Raw genomic sequence first — 21,386 nt, forward strand, 5'->3', positions numbered from 1 at the left:
CCGAATCTCTCCCATCAGGGCACAGCTCGGGGCGCGGGTCAATGCATCACGCACGGGTTGGTGCGCTGGTCACGGCACGGGCCCGGCCAGGATCGCGGCGGCCAGCCGGTCGGCCGCGGCCCGGGCCGCGGAGTCCCGCTGCCGCCTCCCGTGCAGCAGTACGAACTCCACCGGGCCGAGATCGGGCAGCCCGGCCCGGTCCGGGATGCGCGCCAGGCCGGGCGGGATCAGGCCGCGGGTATGCGCCATGACGCCCAGGCCCGCGCGCGCCGCGGCGACCAGCCCGTTGAGACTGCCGCTCGTGCACACGATCCGCCAGGGCCTGCCGTGCCGCTCCAGCACCTCCAGCGCGCGGGCCCGGGTGAGGCCCGGCGGCGGGAAGACGATCAGCGGCAGGGGGCGGTCGGGGTCGAGACGCAGCCGCTCGGAGCCGATCCACACCAGCCTGTCCCGCCACACCAGCCGGCCCCCCGGCCGCTCCTCGGACCGCTTGGCCAGCACCAGATCCAGCTTGCCCGCCGCCAGCCGCTCATGCAGCGTGCCCGATAGCTCCACGGTCAGCTCCAGGTCCACCTCGGGGTGGTCGCGGCGGAACCCCTCCAGGATCTCGGGGAGCCGGGACAGTACGAAGTCCTCCGACGCGCCGAAGCGCAGCCGACCGCGCAGCCGGGTGCCCTGGAACCAGCTCGCCGCCCGCTCGTTCGCCTCCAGGATCGTCCGGGCGAAGCCCTGCATCGCCTCGCCGTCCTCGGTCAGCTCCACCCCGTGGGTGTCGCGGGTGAACAGCGGCCGGCCGACCTCGTCCTCGAGCTTGCGCACATGCTGGCTGACGGTGGACTGGCGCAGACCGAGGCGGTGGCCGGCCTGGGTGAAGCTCAGCGTCTGGGCGACCATGAGGAACGTGCGCAGCTGGGACGGGTCGTACACACCGCAAGTGTAGGCGGGGGTCATCGCGGTTCACGATGACAGTCAGAGCGGTCAGCGGGATTCCCGATAGCGGTGATCAAGAGCATGGTGGAGAGGGCATCCGTTCGTGCCGCCCGGGACGCAGAGCGAGCCAAGTGAGCCGAGCGAGCCAAGTGAGCCGAGAGAGCTGAGAAAGAGAGCGCATGCACCGCCGTAAGATCACCCTCCCGTCCTGGCTCCCTCTCGACTGGTTCATCCTCGCCCTGATCGGCACCGTCGTCCTCGCCGCGCTGCTTCCCGCCGACGGCCGCGCCGCGACCGCCGCCGACGGGGCGACCACCGTCGCGGTCGCCTTTCTCTTCTTCCTGTACGGCGCGCGTCTTTCCACCCGCGAGGCGCTGGACGGAATGCGCCACTGGCGGCTCCATCTGACCGTACTGGCCTGCACCTTCGTCATCTTCCCGGTGCTGGGCACGGCCGCCCGCGGCCTGGTGCCGTATGTGCTGACGCATCCGCTCTACACGGGGCTGCTCTTTCTGTGCCTGGTGCCCTCCACCATCCAGTCCTCGATCGCCTTCACCTCGATCGCCCGGGGGAATGTCCCGGCCGCCATCTGCGCGGGCTCCTTCTCCAGCCTGATCGGCATCGTCATCACCCCGCTGCTGGCCGCGCTGCTGCTGGGCAACGGGGGCGGCGGATTCTCGGCGGACTCGATGCTGAAGATCGCCCTGCAGCTGCTGGCGCCGTTCCTCGCCGGGCAGCTGCTGCGTCCCTGGATCGGCGGCTTCGTCGCCCGCCACCGCAAGGTCCTCGGCTATGCCGACCGCGGCTCGATCCTCCTGGTCGTCTACGCCGCGTTCAGCGAGGGCATGGTCCGCGGCATCTGGCACCAGGTGACGCTGGGGCGGCTGGGCGCGCTGCTGGCCGTGGAGGCGGTGCTGCTCGCGGTGATGCTCACGCTCACCTGGCACGGCTCCCGGCGGCTGGGCTTCAACCGCGAGGACCGGATCGCGATCGTCTTCGCCGGGTCGAAGAAGAGCCTGGCGTCCGGGCTGCCCATGGCGAGCGTGCTGTTCGGGGCGCAGGCGAGCCTGGCGGTGCTGCCGCTGATGCTCTTCCACCAGATGCAGCTGATGGTCTGCGCGGTGCTGGCCCGGCGCTTCGCCAGGTCGGCTCCGGAGCCGATGGCTCCGGAGCCGATGGCCCCGGAGCCGACCTCCGCGACGGCGAGGCCGCAAGAGGCTCAGGCGCAAGAGACTCAGGCGCGGGAGGCGGCTCAGGCGCCGGTCGGCGCCTGAGCCTGAGGGACTAGTCGTCGGCGGGGCGGACACGGTCCAAGGGAAGCCGTACGAGCTCGGCGGGATCCTTGCCGTGCCCGTCGTCCAGCGTGGCGTTGAACTCACGGACCTGCCGCAGCTCGGTGTCCGACAGCGCACGCGCCCACACCCGTAGCTCGTCCAGATCGCCCGTCAGATGCGAGCGGCTGTCGACGGCCTCGCCGACATGGATGCCGAACGGCGAGGTGCGGGTGACCGGCCCGGGCACATCGGCGGTGGAGAACGCCGTGCCCCCGTCCACGGTCAGGGTCAGCCGGCCCCCGGCGCGGGTCAGCGCCGCGTGGTGCCACTGCCCGTCGTTGTACGCGGAGTCGGTGCTCACCGAGGCGCTGGTGAAGGTGGCGGGGCCGTTGACCGTGGTGATCAGCGCCCGTACCCGGCCGCTGGACGGCTCACCGCGCAGCCACACCTGCGGCTGCTTGTTGCCGATGCCGCCCATCCACAGGAACGGCTGCTGGCCCGAGGTGGCGGTGTAGCGGAACCACAGGCTCACCGTGAAGTCGCGGGTGCCCAGCGGCAGCGAGGGCCGGAAGGGGATGTGCACGGCGTCGTCCGTACCGTCGAACGACAGCCCCCGTCCGAACCGCCCCTCGGCCAGGGCCGGGCCGCCGAGCACGGTGGCCGGGCGGGCGTCGGGCGCCCGGTCGGAGGTGGTCGGATCGGGACCGCGGCGCGGGCCGAGCCAGTCCTCGGTGAAGCGGGCGAAGCGGATCTCGTCGCGGGCGTCGACGGCGCCGCCCTCGTACATCAGCCCCACCTCGTCATGCGAGATGGCGACCATGTCCGAGTAGCCGGACCAGTCGGTGGTCACGACCTTGCCGCGGTCGACGCTGTCCCAGCTGCGGCCCTCGTTCCAGGAGGAGCGGATCATCATGGTGCGGCGCCGGTCGGGGTCGGCGGGCGCGGCGAACAGCAGACGGCTGTAGTCGTCCCGGTCCTCGCTCCGCAGCCGGAGGATCGAGCCCTGCACCTGCGGTGTGTACAGGTCGGGGATGGCGCGGAACGGCCCGGTGAAGCTCTCCCCGCCGTCCTTGCTGACGGCGAAGTCGCGGTGGCCGAGGTCCGTGCCGTCCTGTTCGCGCCCGTTGACGTAGACCGAGCCGTCCTCGCGCTCCACCAGCGTCATCTCGGAGGGCTTCTGGCGGAAGGTGCCGTCCGAGCCGACGGGCCAGCTGTCCACCGCGCCGAGGCGCCAGGTGTCGCCGCCGTCGTCGCTGTAGGCCAGCGCCGCGTGGTTGGCGGTGATCCGGGTGCCGTCGTGGGTCTCGGTGTTGACGGTGAAGAGCAGCCGTCCCCGGTGCCGGCCGTGCTGCAACTGGATGCCGTGCACGGGCCCGGTGGCGTACCAGGAGTTCCACGAGGCGGGCAGCAGCGAATCGCTCAGATCGCGCGGGGTGGACCAGGTCGCGCCGTCGTCGTCGCTGTACTGGAGGTGCGGGGTCCGGTCACAGGGCACATCACAGCCCTGCGAGTCGTCGCGCCCGGTGTTGTACGTACTGGCGAGCACGATGCGGCCGGTGCGCTGGTCCACGATGGGCGCCGGGTTGCCGTGGGTGTCGCCCGCGCCCTCGTTGATCACCTGGAGCGGTCCCCAGGTGCGGCCGCCGTCCGTGGAGCGCTTGAGGACCAGGTCGATATCGCCGGCGTCACCGCAGTTGTCCTTCCGCCCCTCGGCGAAGGCCAGCAGGGTGCCGTCCTTGGACTTCACAATGGCCGGGATCCGGAAACACGAGTATCCGCTGTCCTGGGAAGACTTGAAGAGGACTTGCTGCTCGAAGTCGGCACGGGCCGCGGCGGCGGACGACTCCGCTTCCGCGGCCCGTACCGGAATCGGGATCAGGGCCAGCGCCGCGGCGGCGAGGAGAGCCGACGCGCGGCGCCGCCATGGTCTGGACCGCTCATGTGTAGCGCGAAGATCTGACGCCATCGTCACCGACCTGCCCTTTCAGCGGCATCTGGACATCACGACATCAAGACATCCCACGTCTGATCGAGTGCTGCCGGAGAAGTGTCCCGTCTCGCCCCCGCGCCGGACAAGGACCCTGCGTCAGATCGTGTGCGAGCCAAGCGGGTTGGTCCGTCTAGCCCGCCGTTGCGAGACCGGCCGTGATCACCGTGTCCAACAGTGAACGCGAGGTCTCCAGCTCCTCGATGGCCGACGTCATCCGCGCCCGTTCGTCCTGCAGCTGTGCGATCAGCTCGGTGCAGGTGGGCACCAGGCCCTCGCCGTCGTCCCGTAGACACGGCAGGATCTGCGAGATCGTCGCGGTCGACAGCCCGGCGGCGAGCAGCGAGCGGATGCGGTGGACCACGGCCACATCGGACTCGCCGTAGACGCGGTAGCCGCTCGGCAGGCGCTCCGGCTGGAGCAGGCCCTGCTGCTCGTAGTAGCGCAGCAGCCGCTCGTTCACCCCGGTGCGCCGGGCCAGTTCACCGATGCGCATGCCATGTCCCCTCGTCACACCGCCGCCGGACGTCGCCCAGCAGGCTTCTCATGGATGTCAGAGTTTACCCGTCGCCCCGGCACAGCGCGTGATCTATCAGCGCCTTCACCGCCCGGTCGGCCTGTTCCTGCCGCCCCGTATCGGACTCGTCGAAGCTGTTGGTCGACACCGTCACCGCTCGGCGGCCGTCGGTGGTGACGCCGTTCTCGCTGGAGTAGCCGAGGGCGTTGCCGCCGTGGTGCCAGTAGAAGCCGCCGCAGCTCAGCGGGGTCGTCTCCAGGCCGAGACCGGCGCGGCGCCCCGGCTCGTCGGGTATCGGGACGGTCCGCCGCATCTCGGCGAGCTCGGCGGGGCGCAGCAGCCGCCCGGTGAGGAGCGCGCCGAAGAAGCGGTTGACGTCCATCGGGGTGGTGACCAGATCGCCGGACGCGTCGGCCGCGGTGGAGTTGAAGACCGTGGTGTCGACGCGGCGCCCGTCCTCCGCGTAGGTGTGGTACCCGTGTGCGTACGGCGCGGGCAGATACGGGTGGTCGCCCGGCAGGGACGTCCCGGTCAGCCCCAGCGGGCGGATGACCCGGTCGCGGACCTCCGTGCGCCAGGGGTGTCCGGTGACCCTCTCGATGATCATTCCTATGACGACATAGTTGGTGTTGGAGTAGCGGTAGGCCGCCCCGGGCTCGGAATTCGGGGGATGGCCCACCGCGGCGGCCACCAGCTCCCCGGCGGTGTAGTGGCGGAAGCGGTTCTCGTAGTAGCCCCGGGCGGAATAGCCCGCGGGGAACACTTCGGGGATGCTCGTATAGCCGCGCAGCCCGCTGGTGTGCTGCAGCAGCTGCCGGACCGTGATGCGCCGGCCGTCGTTGCCGTGGCCGCTGACGACGCCGGGCAGCCACCTGTCCACCGTGTCCTCCAGATCCAGCCGCCCCTCGCCGACCAGCTGAAGCGCGACGGTGGCCACCAAGGTCTTCACCGTGCTGCCCGCGCGGTAGTGGGCGTCGGTGCGCATGGGGGCGCCGGTGCGCAGATCGGCCTCTCCCGCGCGGGCCGTAGCAGTGCCGGACGGGGTGTCCAGTACGGCCGCCACCCCGATCGCCCCGGCCTGGTGGACCGCCGCCGTGTCGCGCCGTAACACCTCCGCGCTGCCCCTCCCCGGGGAGCCGCCCTTCCCTGGGGAACTGTCCTTCCCCGGCGCGGGGGCCGACGCCACCAGAGCGGCGACGGCCGCCAGGGCGGCCAGGGACGCGGCCACGCGCCGCCTCACCGCGCTCACCGGCGCGCCACCTCACCGCACATCACCCGGTCCAGAAGCGCCTGTACGGCCTTCTCCGCCCTGAGCAACCGCTCGTCGTCCGAGGTGGTCCCGCTGGCGCTGATCACCACCGAGCGCCGCCCGTCCGCGCTGAACGCCGTCCTCACCGTGCCGCCTTCGAGGTCGCCGCCATGGCCCCAGCGGTAGCCGCCGCAGCTCAGCGGCTGCCGCATCAGCCCGAGCCCGTACCGCAGTCCGGGGAACGCCATCTCGAAGTCGGCGCCCACGGGGACCGTACGGCGCATCTCGGCGAGCTGCGCGGCGGGCAGGAGGCGACCGCCGAGCAGGGCCGTGAAGAACCGGTCCAGGTCCCGCTGGCTGGTCACCAGCGACCCTGCGGCATCGGCCCACGAGATATTCCGAACCGTGGTGTCGGTCCACCGGTCGGAGTCGGGGAAGCGGTGGTAGTTATGGGCGTACGGCTGCTTCAGATAGGGGTCGTCGCCGGGCTCGTAGGTGTCCTTCAGCCCCAGCGGCCGGATGATGCGGTCGCGCACCTCATCGGCCCAGGGCCGCCCGGTGGCCTTCTTGATGATCAGGCCGGCGAGCATGTAGTTGGGGTTCGAGTAGTTCCATTTCGGTTCCGGGTCGTCCGGGTCGGCGGGCGGGAAGTCGGGGCTGTGCCGCATCGCTCCGGCGATGCTCTGCTCCGGATCGAAGTGGTAGAGCTTCGTCCGCTCGAAGTCCTCTGCCGTGTTCCCCAGGTCTTCCTCCAGGCCGTAGTTGTAGATGCCGCTGGTGTGCTGGAGCAGATTCCGGATGGTGATGCGGCTGCCGTCGTTGCCATGGCCCGACACCAGGCCCGGCAGCCAGCTGTCGACGGTGTCGTCCAGCGACAACCGCCCCTCTGCGGCCAGTTGCAGCACGACCGTGGCCACGAAGGTCTTGGTGACGCTGGCGGCCCGGAAGTTCGCACCGTACGGAACCGGGCGGCCGGTGTGCAGCTCGGCCTCGCCCGCGCGGGCCAGGATCCGACGGCGGCCGTCGCGCACCTCCACGGACATGCCGATGTACCCGGCCTCCCGGAGGGTCCTGGCCACTTCGTCACGCAACTCGTCCTGGCCGGGCGAGGTGTCCGAGGACGCCGCGGCCGGCACCGCCGCGACGCCGCCGGCCGCGACCACGGCGAGCGCCGCGGCCGCGGCCATGCCCCTCAACCGGAGCTTCTTCGAGCGGAGTTGCCCCCGTCGGAGCTTGTGTGCGGACGTTGGGACGGAGGGTGTCATGGCGGTTTCCTTCATGCTCACCACCCTCCCGGAGGTGGTGGTGCCGGGACCATCACACCAGCCCTAGTCCCGAGGTCACGCCAGCCCTACTCCTCGGGTATGGCCAGCCCTACCCCGACGGGCCGTCAAGCCGAGGACCCGCTGTCGATGACCAGGTCCGTACCGACCACCGCGCCGGCCGCGGGCGAGGCGAGGTAGAGCACCGCGGCCGCGACCTCCTCGGTCTCCGCGAGCCGGCCCAGCGGGGTGTCCCGCTTCATCCGCTCGGCCCGCCCGGCCTCCGTCTCTCCGGGCCGCAGCGACATCGAGGTGGCGGCGGCCCCCGGGCTGACCGCGTTGACGCGGATGCCCTGGTGGATGTGGTCGAGGGCGGCGGCGCGGGTGAGCGCGGACACCGCCGCCTTCGAGGTGAGGTACGCGGCGAGGTTGGGGATCCGGAGGTGTGCGCCCAGGTTGGAGGCGATGTTGACGATGGCGCCGCCGCCGTGGTCCTTCATGTGCGCGATCTCGTGCTTCATGGCGAGCCAGACGCCGGTGACATTGGTCCGCTGCACCGCGTCCCAGTCCTCCTCGCTCACCTCGCCGACGGGCCCCACGCCGCGCAGGATCCCGGCGTTGTTCACCGCGATGTCCAGCCCGCCGAACCGGGTGACGGTCTCCTGGACGAGCGCGTGGAGCTGCCCGGAGTCGGTGACATCGGCCACGGCCGCGGCGGCCTTCCCGCCGGCGGCCTCGATCAGCCCTACGGTCTCGTCCAGCGTGGCCGCGGTACGCCCCGCGGCGACCACGGACGCGCCTTCGGCGGCGAAGGCGAGCGCGATCGCGCGGCCGAGTCCGGAGCCCGCGCCGGTGACGAGCGCGGTCTTGCCGGGGAAGCGGTTCATCGGTGTCTCCTTGAGAGGGATGGGTGATGGGTGGTTCAGGAGGCGGTAGGTGGTTCGGGAAGCGGCCGGCCGGTGGCTCAGCACGGCCGTGGTCCGCTGCGCCGGCTCAGCGCCGTGAGGGCGGCGAGCGCCGCCAGGGCGGCCCCCGTCACGGCCAGGGACGAAGCGTCGCCGCCGAGCGTGAGCAGGACGGCGAACAGGACGGTCGGGCCGAACTCCATCGCCGTGTTCATCACGCCGCCCGCGAGCCCGGCCTGCCCCCGGGGCACGCCGTCCGTGGCGAGCACGGCGGCGCCCGCGAAGGAGGCCGCCGTACCGAGCGGCAGCAGCACAAGACCCGGCAGCAGCCCGTACGCGTACGGCGTGCCCGCGTCGAGCCCGCCGAGCGCGAGCAGGACGAGCCCCGCGCCGCCCACGCCGAGCCCGGCGGCGGTCACGGCCCGGGCTCCGTAGCGCCCGATCAGCGGCTCCGCCGCCCGCCCCGAGACGAGCAGCGCGACGGCGAACGGCACGAAGGCGGCCGAGGTGCGCAGCGCCGACCAGTCGCGCTCCTGCTGGAGGTGGAGCGAGAGGACCACAAAGGTCATCGCGGTCCCGCAGGCGGTCAGCGCGATCGCCGAGAGCGCGAGCGCCCGCCGCCGGTCGAGCACAAAGTGGGGCGGCAGCAGCGGGTCGCGGGCGCGGCGCTCGACGCCCCAGAACGCGGCGAGCAGCACGGCCCCCGAGAGCAGCGGTACCAGCACGCCGGGCGACGACCAGGGGTGGGCGTCGGTGACCACGAGCCCGTAGCTGGCCAGGGTGATGCCACAAGTGGCGAGGAAGGTGCCCGGGAGGTCGAGCGCCCTGCCCCCGCTCGGCGTGGTGTCCGGCAGCAGTCGCGGCGCGAGGGCGAGGGCCGCGCCGGCCACCAGGAGCGGTACGGCGAAGTTCCAGCGCCAGGACAGCAGGGTTGAGATGACGCCGGAGAGCAGATTGCCCGCGGTCGCACCGAGCACCGAAAGACCGCCCCAGGTCGCCATCGCCCTGCCGTACGCGGCGGGGGAGGGGAAGACGGCGCGCAGCACGGCCATGGCGGCGGGCGCGCTCAGCGCCGCCCCCGCGCCCTGCGCGAACCGCGCCGCGAGCAGGGCCTCGAAGCCGGGGGCGAGCGGGGCGGCGGCCGAGGCGGCGGCGAGGAGCGCGAGCCCCGCGGTGAGCGTCCGCCGTCCGCCGTACCGGTCGGCCAGCCGCCCGCCGAAGAGCAGCAGCCCGGCGAAGGTGAGCCCATAGGCGGCGCTCAGCAGGATCAAGTCCGAGCGCTGGAGGCCGAATTCGCGCCCGATACGGGGGAGCGGTACGGAGATCGCGGCGAGCGTGAAGATCAGCGTGGCCTGGACGCTGCCGAGCAGGACGAAGGTGCCGCGTGGGCCGGCCTGCCGGGCCTGCCGGACAGTGCCGGTCGTGGCGTTTGGCTCGTTGCTGGTTTCGGCGGTCATGGTTCCCCGATTTCCTGACCAGATTTCTTGACCGAACGGTTCGTTATAAGGGCATGCTAGGAGCCGCCTGAACGGCTCCGGCGTGCGTACGAGGTGTGGCTCAGTCCAGCATGGCCAGCGCCTGCTCGGCCGCGTCCCGGACCCTGGCCGGGTCCTGTGAGGCCTTGCCGACCACCCGCAGTCCCTGCATCAGCACGAACAGCATGCGGGCCAGTGCCCGCGGATCGCGGTCCTCCGGCAGTTCGCCCTGGGCCTGGGCGCGGACCAGCGCGGCGTACAGCGGGGTCTCGATGTGCTCCCAGCTGATCTCGACCCGCCGGGCCACCGCGGGGTCGTGCGGGGCCAGTTCCGCCGCGCTGTTGGTGATGAAGCAGCCGCGGCGCCGCTGCTCAGGGGAGGCGGCCTCGGCGGCGAAGTCGCGCACCAGCGCCCGTACCGCGGGCAGCGCGGGGCCCGGCTGGGACAGGTCGCTCACCAGGCGCGGGTCTCGCGTCTCGGCGTACCGGTCCAGGGCCTTCAGGTACAGCTCGTGCTTGTTGCCGAAGGTCGCGTAGATGCTGGCGCGGCCGATGCCGAGGTGTTCGACGAGGTCGGCCATCGAGGTGGCCTCGTAGCCGCGCCGCCAGAACAGCTCAAGCGCCGACTGGAGCGCCGCGTCGGGGTCGAATTCCTTGGTCCTGGCCATGACGCAGACTCTAGACTCAATAAGAACGATCAGTCAATAAAAGGCCGGTCCAACCAATACGAGGCCAGGAGTAGGGCCAGGAGTCGGGAGAAGGGCCGGCCGGCGCAGGGGGCGCTCCTCACCGGCCGGTCCGTCATCCCGTGCAGCGGGCAGACCGGTGTCAGGTCCTGCCGGCCGCTGTCCGCAGGGCAAGCCGGTGCTCGCCCGCGTACACGTTCATCGAGGCGCCGCGCAGAAAGCCGACCAGCGTCAGCCCGGTCTCGGCGGCCAGGTCCACGGCCAGCGACGAGGGCGCCGAAACGGCCGCGAGGACCGGGATCCCCGCCATGACCGCCTTCTGCGCTAGCTCGAACGAGGCCCGGCCGGAGACCAGCAGCACGGCCCCGGACAGCGGCAGCAGCCCCTGCTGCAGCGCCCGCCCGACCAGCTTGTCCACCGCGTTGTGCCGGCCCACGTCCTCGCGTACGTCCAGCAGCTCGCCCTCCGGGGTGAACAGCGCCGCCGCGTGCAGCCCCCCGGTCCGGTCGAAGACGCGCTGCGCTGCGCGGAGCCGGTCGGGGAGGGAGGCCAGCGTCTCCGGCTCGATCCGTACCGGGGCGTTCTCGTCGTCGCCCACCGGCCAGCGCGCCGTGGTGCGCACCGCGTCCAGGCTGGCCTTGCCGCACAGCCCGCACGACGAGGTCGTGTAGACGTTGCGCTCCAGGGTGATGTCGGGGACGGGGACGCCGGGCGCCAGTTTCACGTCCACCACGTTGTACGTGTTCGACCCGTCCTCGGTGGCCCCCGCGCAGTAGACGATGTTCGCCAGCTCGTCCGCCCGCCCCAGGACCCCCTCGCTCACCAGGAAACCGGCGGCGAGCGCGAAGTCGTCGCCCGGTGTGCGCATGGTGATCGCCAGCGGTTTGCCGCCCAGCCGGATCTCCAGGGGCTCCTCGGCGACGAGGGTGTCCGGGCGCGTGCTCACCGCGCCGTCCCGGATGCGGATGACGCGGCGGCGCTCGGTGACCCGTCCCATATCGATCAGTCCCGTCAGTCCCGGTTCTGTACGTGCTGGTAGCCGAAGCGACCTTTGATACAGAGATTGCCGTGGGTCACCGGATTGTCGTGTGGCGAGGTGACCTTCACGATCTCATTGTCCTGCACGTGGAGCGTGAGGTTGCAGCCGACGCCGCAGTAGGCGCATACGGTCGTGGTCTCGGTCTGCGCCGACTCGTCCCAGGTCCCGGCCGCCCGCATGTCGAATTCCGACCTGAAGCTGAGCGCGCCGGTCGGGCACACCTCGATGCAGTTGCCGCAGTAGACACAGGCAGAGTCGGTCAGCGGGGCGTCGTGCTCGGTGGAGATCCGGGCGTCGAAACCGCGGCCCGCGACCGCGATGGCGAAGGTGTTCTGCCACTGCTCACCACACGCGTCCACGCACTTGTAGCACAGGATGCACTTGTCGTAGTCGCGGACATAGAGGTCGTTGTCGACCTTCGGCTGCTCGTCCATCCGGGCCGCGTCCGGCCCGAAGCGCCCCGGCTCGGCCCCGTACTCCTCGATCCACTCGGCGGCGCGCGGCGTCGTCGACAGATCGGTCGAGGAGGCCAGCAGCTCCAGGACCACCTTGCGGCCGTGCCGCGCCCGGTCGGTGTCCGTACGCACCTCCATGCCCGGCTCCACACGGCGCGAGCAGGCCGGGGCGAGGGTCCGCGCGCCCTCGACCTCCACCACACACACCCGGCAGGCGTTCTTGGGGGTGAGCGTGTCGCCCTGGCACAGCGTCGGGATGTCCTTGCCCGAGGCGCGGCACGCGTCCAGGAGCGTGGACCCCTCGGGGGCGCGCACCGGCTCCCCGTCGAGCGTGAAGTCGACCAGGCGGCGCGGTGGCTGGAGCGGGACGGCGGTCATACGGAGGCTCCCTTCCCGGCGGACGGTCGAGGGGGTTCGAAGACGCCGAGCCGGTCGATGGCGGATTCGACGGCGTTCCAGGCGGTCTGGCCCAGACCGCAGATCGAGGCGTCCCGCATCGCCTGCCCGACCTCGCGCAGCAGCGCGATATCGTCGGCCGCGGCCGCCCCCGTACGGTCCTTGATCCGGTGCAGCGCCTCCTCCTGCCGCACCGTGCCCACTCGGCAGGGCACGCACTGCCCGCAGGACTCGTCGCGGAAGAACTCCGCGATGCGCAGCAGGATGCGCGGCAGTTCCACGCTCTCGTCCAGGACCAGCACCACCCCCGAGCCCAGCGTGGTGCCCGCGGCCCGGGTGCCCTCGAAGGTGAGCGGCACGTCCAGCTCATCGGGGCGTACGAAGCCGCCCGCCGCGCCGCCGAGCAGCACCGCGCGCAGGGCGGGCGGCGGCCCGGCGAGGTCCAGCAGCTCGCGGAGCGTGGCGCCGAACGGCAGCTCGTAGACCCCGGGGCGGTCCACGGCGCCGGAGACACAGAAAAGTTTGGTGCCGGTGGAGGTTTCGGTGCCGACGCGCGCATAAGCCGCGGCGCCCTCGGTCAGGATCGGCAGGACGTTGACCAGCGTCTCGACGTTGTTGACCGCGGTCGGTTTGCCGAACAGGCCCTTCTCGACGGGGAACGGCGGCTTGCTGCGGGGCTCGCCGCGCCGCCCCTCGATCGAGTTGAAGATCGCGGTCTCCTCGCCGCAGATGTACGCCCCCGCGCCGCGCCGGATCTCGATGTCGAACGCGAAGCCCTGGCCCAGCACGTCCGGGCCGAGCAGACCGCGGGCGCGCGCCTGGCCGATGGCGTGCTCGAGGCGGGCGAGGGCGCGCGGGTACTCACCGCGGAGGTAGAGATAGCCGTGGTGGGCGCCGATCGCGTATCCGGCGATGGTCATGGCCTCGATGAGCGCGTACGGGTCGCCCTCCATCAGCACCCGGTCCTTGAACGTCCCCGGCTCACTTTCGTCCGCGTTGCACACCAGATAGTGCGGGTGGTCGGGCTGCCGGGCGGTGGCGTCCCACTTACGCCCGGTCGGGAACGCGGCCCCGCCCCGCCCCACCAGACCCGCGTCGCTCACCTCGCGGATCACCCCGGCGGGCCCGAGCGCGAAGGCCCGGCGCAGGGCGGCGTAGCCGCCGTGGGCGCGGTAGTCGTCCAGGCTCGCCGGGTCCACGACCCCGACTCTGCGCAGCAGCCGCAGCCCTTGGGCCCGGCTCCCGATCCCAGGCCAGGCCCCGGCCGCGGCCCCGGCCTGCGGTACGGCGGCCACGGCGGGCGGCTCGGCCGGTGCGTCCGCCACCGCTCGGGCGGCCTCGACGGCGGTGGCGGGGGTGGCGGGGGCGATGACGGCGGTGGCGGCGGGCCCGGTGGCGGTCGTTGGTGCTGCTGTGGCCCCGGCGGCGGCCGTGGGTACGCCCGCGCGGATGGCCAGCGCCGCCGGGGCGCGCTCGCACAGGCCCAGGCACGGGCTCGGCTGCCAGACCACACCGCCCGCCCGGGCCGACCCCGCCGCCCCCAACTCGCGCTCGAGACCCGCGCACACCTCCGCCGACCCGCGGGCCGCGCAGGCCAGGTCCGTACAGACGTGGACGACGGTGGCCGGGCGGGGGCGGACCGAGAACATCGCGTAGAAGGTCGCCACGCCATAGCCCTCGGCGGGCGGCACGGTCAGCCGACGGCACAGATAGTCCAGCGCGCCCTCGCTGATCCAGCCCACGCGGTCGTTGATCGCGTGCAGCCCCGGCAGCAGCAGGTCCCGCCGCTCGCGCGCCGCCCGCCCGCCGCGCGCCCAGCGCAGATCGGTGTCCGTACGGTCGTCGGCGCCCTCCCAGGCGGACCCGGGCGGGCCGAGCAGCGCGTCGACGGCGGCCCGCTCCTCGTCCGTCGGCTTGCTGTCACCGAAGTGCAGATCCACGCTCAGCTCCTCACATCGGCGGACACGGGAAGCTTTTCGATCCGGATGGCAGACGCCTTGAACTCGGCCGTCCCGGCGATCGGGCAATTCGCCTCGATGGTCAGCGCGTTGGTGTCGACCTCGTCGGGAAAGTGCATGGTCATGAACGCGAGCCCGGGCCGCAGCCCCGGGTCGATCCACACCGGCGCCACCACCGTGCCGCGCCGTGACGCCACGCGCACCTCCTCCCCGGCCGCCACCCCGTAGCGGTCCGCGTCCTCCGGGCACAGTTCGATGTACTCGCCGCGCCGCAGCGGGGAGGCGAAACTGCCGCTCTGCACCCCGGTGTTGTACGAGTCGAGGCGCCGCCCCGTGGTGAGCCGGATCGGGTAGCGCTCGTCGGTCAGATCGACCGGCGGGTCGTGCTTGACCGGCCCGAAGGGGGCGCGCGGTCCGCGCAGCGCCGGGTCCGCCGCCCACAGCCGCCCGTGCAGATAGCTGGGCTCCAGCCGCTCGGTGCTGGGGCAGGGCCACTGGATGCCGTGGTGTTCCTCGAGCCGCTCGTACGTCATCCCGAAGTGGTCGGGGGAGACCGCGCGCAGCTCGTTCCACACCTCCTCGGCATCCGTGAACTTCCAGGCGTGGCCCAGCCGCCGCGCCAGCTCGCAGATGATGTCGATGTCCTCGCGGGCCTCGCCCGGCGGGGCCACCGCCTTGCGCACCCGCTGCACCCGCCGCTCGCTGTTGGTGGTCGTGCCGTCCGTCTCGCACCAGGCGGCGGTGGCGGGCAGTACGACATCGGCCAACTCAGCGGTCTTGGTCAGGAAGATGTCCTGGACCACCAGGTGGTCCAGGGCCCGCAGCCGCCGTACGGCCTGCTCGCTGTCGGCCTCGGACTGGGCCGGGTTCTCGCCGACGCAGTAGACCGTGCGCAGCCGGCCCTCCTCCATCGCCTCGAACATCTCGGTGAGGTTGAGCCCGTAGCGCGGCTGGATGACCACGTCCCACGCCGCCTCGAACTTCCGCCGGCTGCCCGGGTCCAGGATGTCCTGGAAACCGGGCAGCCGGTTGGGGATGGCGCCCATGTCGCCACCGCCCTGCACGTTGTTCTGGCCGCGCAGCGGCTGGAGCCCGGAGCCGTGGCGGCCGACGTGTCCGGTCAGCAGGGACAGGTTGATCAGCGCCCGGACGTTGTCGGTGCCGTTGTGGTGTTCGGTGATGCCCAGTGTCCAGCACAGCTGGGCGCGTTCGGCGGTGGCGTAGGCGTGTGCGAGGTCGCGGATCGCGGCCGCCGGCACCCCGGTGACCTTCTCGGCGGCGGTGAGCGTCCAGGGCTCGACCTCGGCGGCGTACTCCTCGAAGCCGCTGGTCGCGCGGTCGATGAAGGCGCGGTTGGCGAGCCCGGAGTGGATGATCTCGCGGCCGACGGCGTGGGCGAGCGGGATGTCGGTGCCGACGTTGAGCCCCAGCCAGCTCTCCGCCCATTCGGCGGTGGAGGTGCGGCGCGGATCGACGGCGTACATCCGGGCGCCGCCCCGGATGCCCTTGAGCACGTGCTGGAAGAAGATGGGGTGAGCGAAGCGGGCGTTGGAGCCCCACATCACGATCAGGTCGGTGTCCTCGACCTCGGCGTACGAAGAGGTACCGCCCCCGGAGCCGAAGACCGCCGACAGGCCCGCGACGCTGGGCGCGTGGCAGGTGCGGTTGCACGAGTCCACGTTGTTGGTGCCGATGACCACGCGCGTGAACTTCTGGGCCACGTAGTTCATCTCGTTGGTCGCACGGGCGCAGGAGAACATCCCGAACGCGTCGGGCCCGTACGCCCCGGTGGCGGCGGCGAACCCGGCGGCGGCCCGGTCAAGGGCCTCCTCCCAGGTGGCGCGGCGCAGTTCGCCGCTCGCGGGGTCCCGTACGAGCGGGTGGCTGAGGCGGGGGTAGCGCCTGGGCTGTCGGTTGCGGTTACGGGCCACGACGGGCTCCTTATGACGGCATGACGGCTCATACATCGTCGGCAACGCGAGCATGTCGACAGGATATTGAATACAGTATGCCTGCTGAGGTTGTTAGGGAAGGGTTCCACAGCGTCCTTGCAGCACACCCGCGGCGTACGGGCATTACCCCTGACGTAATCGACCGTCCGAAACCCGCCGGGCAGAGTGGTTTCCACCAGGCCACGGGCCGGCGCACTCCGGCCCGGGACCCTGGCAGACCATCCCCACGGGACCCCGACGCCCACGGAGGCCGATCCGTCATGTCCGCTGTTCAGCTCGCCGCCCTGGCCCGCACCTCCGAGCCGCAGACCATGCTGCGCCGCTTCCTCGCCCTCGACGCCGTCGTCACCACCGGCAACGGGCTCGCCTACCTCGCCGCCTCCGGGCCGCTCGGCAGATTTCTCGGCATGGGCCAGGGGCTGCTGCTGGGACTCGGCGCCTTCCTCACGCTCTTCGGCGCGGGCGTCGGAATCCTCGCCACGCGCAAGAGCCCGCCGTTGCTGCCGGTCCGTGCCGTCATCGAGTCGAACGTGGCCTGGGCCGTGGTCAGCCTGATCGCGCTCGCCACCTGGCTGGCGCCGACGACGGCGGGCGCGGTGTGGATCCCGCTGCAGGCCGTCACGGTCGGCGGCTTCGCGGCCCTGCAGTACGCGGCGCTGCGCGCGACGCGGCCCTGACCCGGGCCCGGCGATGTGACGAAGAGGCCCCGGCCCGCTCTGATCGGGCGGCCGGGGCCTCTGCCCATTTGGGTCCGCCCGGCTCAGCCGGTGAAGAGCTGGGTGGCCTTGCGTACGAGTTCGTAGACCCCGTAGCCGAACGGGAGGACCACCCAGGCCCAGACGGCCACGGTCAGCGCCGTGCGGTTCCTCATCGGTCCGTTCCCTTCTCGGCGGGGGTGGATTCCCGGGTGTCGGCCGGCTCTGCGGCGGGCTCGTGGAAGCGCGGATCGACCGGCCGGATCAGCTCGTTGGCCACGAAGCCGATGACGAGCAGGCCGATCATGATGGACATGGAGAGCGAGTAGAGGCCGGGGCCGGTGTGTCCGGCCTCCTTCTGGTGGTCGGCGACCTTGTTGACGATGAACGGGCCGAGGACCCCGGCCAGCGACCAGGCCGTCAGCAGCCGCCCGTGGATCGCGCCCACCTGGTAGGTGCCGAACAGGTCCTTCAGATACGCCGGTACGGTCGCGAACCCGCCGCCGTAGAAGGACAGGATCACCAGCGCGCAGACCACGAACAGCGGCTTGGAGGAGTCCCCGAGCTGCGCGAGCGCCAGATACATCAGCGCGCCCACGCCCAGGTAGATCCGGTACATGTTCTTGCGGCCGAGCAGGTCGGAGGTCGAGGACCACAGCAGCCGACCCGTCATGTTCGCGGCCGACAGCAGCGCCACGAAGCCCGCGGCGGCGGAGGTGGTGACGGAGGCCGAGGTGTCCGCGAAGTAGTCCGTGATCATCGGCGCGGCCTTCTCCAGGATGCCGATACCGGCCGTGACGTTCATGCACAGCACGACCCACAGGCACCAGAACTGCGGGGTGCGGATGGCGTTGCGGGCGGAGACGTTGGCGGTGCTGACCAGGCGGCCGGGTGCGCTCGGCGGCTCCCAGCCGGCCGGCCGCCAGCCGTCCGGTGGCACTCGCACCAGCAGTACGCCGAGTGCCATGAAGGCCCCGTAGGTGAGCCCGTGCACCAGGAAGGTGGCCGCGATACCGGAGCTGTCCTCGCCGAACGCGTCCAGCAGCCGGGTCGACCAGGGCGAGGCGATGAGCGCGCCGCCGCCGAAGCCCATGATGGCGATGCCGGTGGCCATCCCTGGTCGGTCGGGGAACCACTTCATCAGTGTGGAGACCGGTGAGATGTATCCGATGCCGAGGCCGATGCCGCCGATGAAGCCATAGCCGAGGACCACCAGCCAGTACTGGCGGGTGGCGGCGCCCAGCGCGGCGACGAGGAAGCCGGAGGAGAAGCAGACCAGCGATACGAACATCGCCCAGCGCGGGCCGTTGCGCTCGACCAGCGTGCCGCCGAAGGCCGCGGAGAGGCCCAGCATCACGATGCCCAGTTGGAAGGGGAGCGCGCTCGCCGTTCCCGACAGGTCGAGCGAGGACTCCAGCGGAGGCTTGAACACGCTCCAGGCGTACGCCTGGCCGATGGCGAGATGGACGGAGAGCGCGGCGGGCGGAACCAGCCAGCGGCTCCAGCCCGGCGGTGCGAGGGTGCGGGAGCGGTCGAGGAAGGCGAGGCGGGGAGTGGAGGGCATGGCCGCGACTTTAAGTAATTCGGCCACCTCCTGACCAGATGTCAGGCGGTCAGTGCGTGGACAGTATGGGTAAACTGTAGACAATAACCAATCGGGGGAGCCTGTCCGCCGAGGGAGCCGAGAGCCACAGAGGCCAGAGAGGCCACAGAGTCAGTCAGAGCCACAGAGCCCGAGACGACGAATCCGAAAGGGGCCCGATGCTGTCCAGAGGACTGCCGCAGGGCGCGGTGCCGAAGCTGGAGCGACCGGGGCCGCTCCGCGAGCGCGTCTACGAGGCGCTGCTCGAGCTGATCACCACCCGCGCCCTGCGCCCCGGCCAGCACCTGGTCGAGAGCGAGCTCGCCGGCCACCTCGGAGTCTCCCGCCAGCCGGTGCGCGAGGCGCTGCAGCGGCTGAACACGGAGGGCTGGGTTGATCTGCGCCCCGCCCAGGGCGCGTTCGTCCACGAGCCCACCGAGGAGGAGGCCGACCAACTCCTCACGGTCCGCACCCTCCTGGAGGCCGAGGCCGCCCGTCTGGCCGCCGTACACGCCGGGCCGTCCGGGGTCGAGGCCCTGGAGGAGCTGTGCGTCAAGGGCGAGCGCGCGGTGCTCGCCGACGACGTGGACGGCGCGGTCGCGGCGAACGCGGAGTTCCACGCCAAAGTGATGGAGCTCGCGGGAAACGCGGTCCTGGCCGAGCTGGCCGCCCAGGTGGACCGCCGGGTCCGCTGGTACTACACCCCGGTGGCCCGGCAGCGCGGCAAGCAGTCCTGGATCGAACACCGCGAGCTGATCGCGGCCATCTCCGCCCAGGACGAGCGCCGCGCCACGGACGTCATGCGCGCCCACACCGAGCACACCCGGCGTACGTACCACGAGCGCGAGCGCGGCTGACGGGCCGAGGGGCCGACGGGCTGACGCGCCGCCGCGGGTCAGGGGCGGTGGCGGGCGGCGTCGGGGAGTGTCGCGGAGGCGCGTCACCCCATGCGTTCGACCGCCTCCTTGGCCTCCTTCAGATCCGCCCCGGTGATCTCCCGGTAGGCCTTGATGGCGTGCAACTTCTTCCCCTCCACGAGGAGGGCACGCACCGGCGCCAGCTCCGGCTGGGGTTCCTCGATGCCCAGGTGGTCGAGTATCAGATCGAGCTTGCGGGTCAACTGGGCGGTCCTGCGGTTCAGCTTGTCGATCTTGCGCTCGATGGCCGACCCCAACACCGCGATGACCATAACGACTAGGGCTACTGCTGTCAGTGTCATGCTCCGCAACCCTAGCGATCACGCCTAGCGATCACGCTGGGGCGGAGAATCCGCCCGGTGCCGGGTGGCGTGGACGGAGCCGAGGAGGCCCAGGGCCTCGGCGCTGGGGCTGCCCGGTTCGGCGTGGTAGATGATGAGCTGCTGGCCGGGGGCGTCACGTACGTCGAAGGCCTGGTAGGTGAGGGTGAGCGGGCCGACGTCGGGGTGCAGGAAGCGCTTGGGTTCCCGGGTCTTGCCGCGCACGCTGTGCGTGTTCCAGAGGCGGGTGAACTCCGCGCTGTGCTCGGTGAGGGTGGCGACGAGCTCGCGCAGCCGCGGGTCGTCCGCGTCAAAGCCGGTCGCCTCGCGCAGATTGGCCACGGTGGCCTGGGCCGTCCAGTCCCAGTCCGGGTAGAAGCCACGCGCCACAGGGTCCAGGAAGGCCATGCGGACCAGGTTGTCCGCCGCTGCGAACGGGGCGTACAGGGCGTCGGTCAGGGCGTTGGCGGCGAGGATGTCCATGGTGCGGTTGATCACGAACGCCGGGGTGTTCGGGTAGCCGTCCATCAGCTGGCGCAGCGCCGGGGACACGGTGGCGGCGGTGGCGGCGGGCCGTGTGCCCGGCGCCACCCCGGCCACTCGGTGCAGATGTGCCCGGGCGTCCGGATCGAGGCGCAGGGCGTGGCCGAGGGCGTCGAGCACCTGGGGCGAGGGATGGCGCTCACGGCCCTGTTCCAGCCGCGTGTAGTAGTCGACGTTCATCCCGGCCAGGACCGCGACCTCCTCACGGCGCAGCCCGGCGACCCTGCGCAGCCCGTGGCTCGCCATGCCGACGTCCTCCGGCCGCAGTGCCGCGCGCCGCGTACGCAGAAAGTCTCCCAGGTGGTTGTCAGCCATGCGTCCAGGCTAGGCGGCGGCTCCGCGGGCTGCCCGGGTGTGCCGCACCCAGGCAGCGCCTGTCCTGGTTGACGGCCGCTGACCTGCTCAGACTCGGCGTGACGGAAGCGTTCCACCTGACGATTTACGGAGAAAACGCATGACGGACACCGCCGGGAACATCAACAAGGTCGTCCTGGTCACCGGAGCGAGCAGCGGCATCGGGGAGGCCACCGCCCGCCGCCTGGCCGCCGACGGCCACCACGTCCTGCTGGGCGCGCGGCGCGTCGACCGCCTGGAGTCGCTGGTCCAGGACATCACCGCCAAGGGCGGCAGCGCCGCCTGCCGGTCGCTGGATGTCACGGACGCCGCCGATATGCGGGACTTCGTCTCCGCCGCCGTTGAGCGCTGGGGACGGGTGGACGTGATGGTCAACAACGCCGGGGTGATGCCGCTCTCGCCGCTCGGGGCGCTGAAGGTCGACGAGTGGGATCGCATGATCGATGTGAACATCCGCGGTGTGCTGTACGGCATCGCGGCCGCCCTGCCGCTGATGCGGCGGCAGCGCGGCGGGCACTTTGTGAACGTCGCCTCGGTCGGCGCGTACGAGGTGTCGCCCACCGCCGCCGTGTACTGCGCGACCAAGTTCGCCGTACGCGCGCTCTCCGAGGGGCTGCGCCAGGAGTCGGCCACCGACATCCGGGTCAGCGTGGTGTCCCCGGGCGTCACCGAGTCCGAACTCGCCGATTCGATCTCCGACCCGGAGGCCCGCGAGGCGATGAAGGCATATCGCGCGGTGGCCATCCCCGCGTCGGCGGTCGCGGATGCCATCGCCTTCGCCGTCAGCCGGCCCGCCGAGGTCGACGTGAACGAGATCGTGGTGCGCCCCACCGCGAGCGCCCAGTAACCAGCAGTTGCCCCCTCGTAGCCCCCGTTGCCCGGAGGAAACGC

19 protein-coding genes are annotated in these 21,386 nt (G+C 71.8%); 4 read left to right on the forward strand and 15 right to left on the reverse strand.

All coding sequences use genetic code 11. The annotated features are described in order from the left end of the window. Positions 1-69: 69 nt before the first annotated feature. Positions 70-927 carry a LysR family transcriptional regulator gene (locus ACH4U7_RS33445; RefSeq protein WP_398531515.1) on the reverse strand — a complete coding sequence of 286 codons (858 nt, stop codon included), beginning with the start codon at positions 925-927 and terminating at the stop codon, positions 70-72. A 182-nt stretch (positions 928-1,109) separates the two neighbouring features. Between ACH4U7_RS33445 and ACH4U7_RS33450 the strand changes: the two genes are divergently transcribed. Continuing rightward, positions 1,110-2,204 (forward strand): bile acid:sodium symporter family protein, encoded by a 1,095-nt coding sequence (locus ACH4U7_RS33450; RefSeq protein ID WP_398531516.1) that lies wholly within the window; start codon positions 1,110-1,112, stop codon positions 2,202-2,204. Between the two features lie 10 nt (positions 2,205-2,214). On the opposite strand, the gene ACH4U7_RS33455 is transcribed toward ACH4U7_RS33450, so the two are convergent. The 11 genes from ACH4U7_RS33455 to ACH4U7_RS33505 form a co-directional block, all read right to left on the reverse strand. Next, positions 2,215-4,170 carry an exo-alpha-sialidase gene (locus ACH4U7_RS33455; RefSeq protein WP_398531517.1) on the reverse strand — a complete coding sequence of 652 codons (1,956 nt, stop codon included), beginning with the start codon at positions 4,168-4,170 and terminating at the stop codon, positions 2,215-2,217. Between the two features lie 154 nt (positions 4,171-4,324). Then, positions 4,325-4,687: a MerR family transcriptional regulator gene (locus tag ACH4U7_RS33460; RefSeq protein ID WP_398531518.1), complete on the reverse strand. Its 363-nt coding sequence runs from the start codon at positions 4,685-4,687 to the stop codon at positions 4,325-4,327. A gap of 64 nt (positions 4,688-4,751) precedes the next feature. Further along, complete coding sequence (locus ACH4U7_RS33465) at positions 4,752-5,957, reverse strand: serine hydrolase domain-containing protein (RefSeq protein WP_398531519.1); 1,206 nt, start codon at positions 5,955-5,957, stop codon at positions 4,752-4,754. Then, positions 5,954-7,144 carry a serine hydrolase domain-containing protein gene (locus ACH4U7_RS33470; RefSeq protein ID WP_398531640.1) on the reverse strand — a complete coding sequence of 397 codons (1,191 nt, stop codon included), beginning with the start codon at positions 7,142-7,144 and terminating at the stop codon, positions 5,954-5,956. Before ACH4U7_RS33470 ends, ACH4U7_RS33465 begins: the two co-directional genes overlap by 4 nt. Before the next feature lie 203 nt (positions 7,145-7,347). Next, on the reverse strand, positions 7,348-8,106 hold the full coding sequence (locus ACH4U7_RS33475) for an SDR family NAD(P)-dependent oxidoreductase (protein ID WP_398531520.1): 759 nt from the start codon (positions 8,104-8,106) through the stop codon (positions 7,348-7,350). Positions 8,107-8,183: 77 nt separating this feature from the next. Then, positions 8,184-9,581 carry an MFS transporter gene (locus ACH4U7_RS33480; RefSeq protein ID WP_398531521.1) on the reverse strand — a complete coding sequence of 466 codons (1,398 nt, stop codon included), beginning with the start codon at positions 9,579-9,581 and terminating at the stop codon, positions 8,184-8,186. A 100-nt stretch (positions 9,582-9,681) separates the two neighbouring features. Further along, on the reverse strand, positions 9,682-10,266 hold the full coding sequence (locus ACH4U7_RS33485; RefSeq protein WP_398531522.1) for a TetR/AcrR family transcriptional regulator: 585 nt from the start codon (positions 10,264-10,266) through the stop codon (positions 9,682-9,684). Positions 10,267-10,426: 160 nt separating this feature from the next. Beyond that, positions 10,427-11,281 (reverse strand): formate dehydrogenase accessory sulfurtransferase FdhD, encoded by an 855-nt coding sequence (gene fdhD / locus ACH4U7_RS33490; protein WP_385618423.1) that lies wholly within the window; start codon positions 11,279-11,281, stop codon positions 10,427-10,429. Positions 11,282-11,295: 14 nt separating this feature from the next. Next, the gene (locus ACH4U7_RS33495; protein ID WP_398531523.1) at positions 11,296-12,156 is read right to left on the reverse strand and encodes a 2Fe-2S iron-sulfur cluster-binding protein; all 861 of its coding nucleotides are present in this window, start codon (positions 12,154-12,156) and stop codon (positions 11,296-11,298) included. After that, the gene (locus ACH4U7_RS33500; RefSeq protein WP_398531524.1) at positions 12,153-14,114 is read right to left on the reverse strand and encodes an NAD(P)H-dependent oxidoreductase subunit E; all 1,962 of its coding nucleotides are present in this window, start codon (positions 14,112-14,114) and stop codon (positions 12,153-12,155) included. The genes ACH4U7_RS33495 and ACH4U7_RS33500 overlap by 4 nt, the downstream gene beginning before the upstream one ends. Positions 14,115-14,116: 2 nt before the next feature. Further along, positions 14,117-16,063, reverse strand: a complete 1,947-nt coding sequence (locus tag ACH4U7_RS33505; protein WP_398531525.1) for a molybdopterin oxidoreductase family protein — start codon at positions 16,061-16,063, stop codon at positions 14,117-14,119. 281 nt (positions 16,064-16,344) lie between these two features. On the opposite strand from ACH4U7_RS33505, the gene ACH4U7_RS33510 reads away from it, so the two are divergent. Beyond that, positions 16,345-16,761: a hypothetical protein gene (locus ACH4U7_RS33510; protein ID WP_398531526.1), complete on the forward strand. Its 417-nt coding sequence runs from the start codon at positions 16,345-16,347 to the stop codon at positions 16,759-16,761. A gap of 190 nt (positions 16,762-16,951) precedes the next feature. Here ACH4U7_RS33510 and ACH4U7_RS33515 read toward each other — a convergent pair whose 3' ends face one another. Continuing rightward, positions 16,952-18,343 (reverse strand): OFA family MFS transporter, encoded by a 1,392-nt coding sequence (locus ACH4U7_RS33515; RefSeq protein ID WP_398531527.1) that lies wholly within the window; start codon positions 18,341-18,343, stop codon positions 16,952-16,954. Positions 18,344-18,540: 197 nt separating this feature from the next. Here ACH4U7_RS33515 and ACH4U7_RS33520 point away from each other — a divergent pair, with 197 nt between their 5' ends. After that, complete coding sequence (locus ACH4U7_RS33520) at positions 18,541-19,218, forward strand: GntR family transcriptional regulator (RefSeq protein WP_398531528.1); 678 nt, start codon at positions 18,541-18,543, stop codon at positions 19,216-19,218. Positions 19,219-19,301: 83 nt separating this feature from the next. Here the strand turns inward: ACH4U7_RS33520 and ACH4U7_RS33525 are convergent, their stop codons facing one another. Together ACH4U7_RS33525 and ACH4U7_RS33530 are read right to left on the reverse strand one after the other, a co-directional pair. After that, entirely contained in the window at positions 19,302-19,580 is a 279-nt protein-coding gene (locus ACH4U7_RS33525; protein WP_398531529.1) for a ribosomal protein L7/L12, read from the reverse strand. 24 nt (positions 19,581-19,604) lie between these two features. Next, positions 19,605-20,456 (reverse strand): helix-turn-helix transcriptional regulator, encoded by an 852-nt coding sequence (locus ACH4U7_RS33530; RefSeq protein ID WP_398531530.1) that lies wholly within the window; start codon positions 20,454-20,456, stop codon positions 19,605-19,607. A 139-nt stretch (positions 20,457-20,595) separates the two neighbouring features. On the opposite strand from ACH4U7_RS33530, the gene ACH4U7_RS33535 reads away from it, so the two are divergent. Then, positions 20,596-21,342, forward strand: a complete 747-nt coding sequence (locus ACH4U7_RS33535; protein WP_398531531.1) for an SDR family oxidoreductase — start codon at positions 20,596-20,598, stop codon at positions 21,340-21,342. Positions 21,343-21,386 lie beyond the last annotated feature (44 nt).

Source organism: Streptomyces sp. NPDC020845, from assembly GCF_044334165.1.
Classification (GTDB): Bacteria; Actinomycetota; Actinomycetes; order Streptomycetales; family Streptomycetaceae; genus Streptomyces.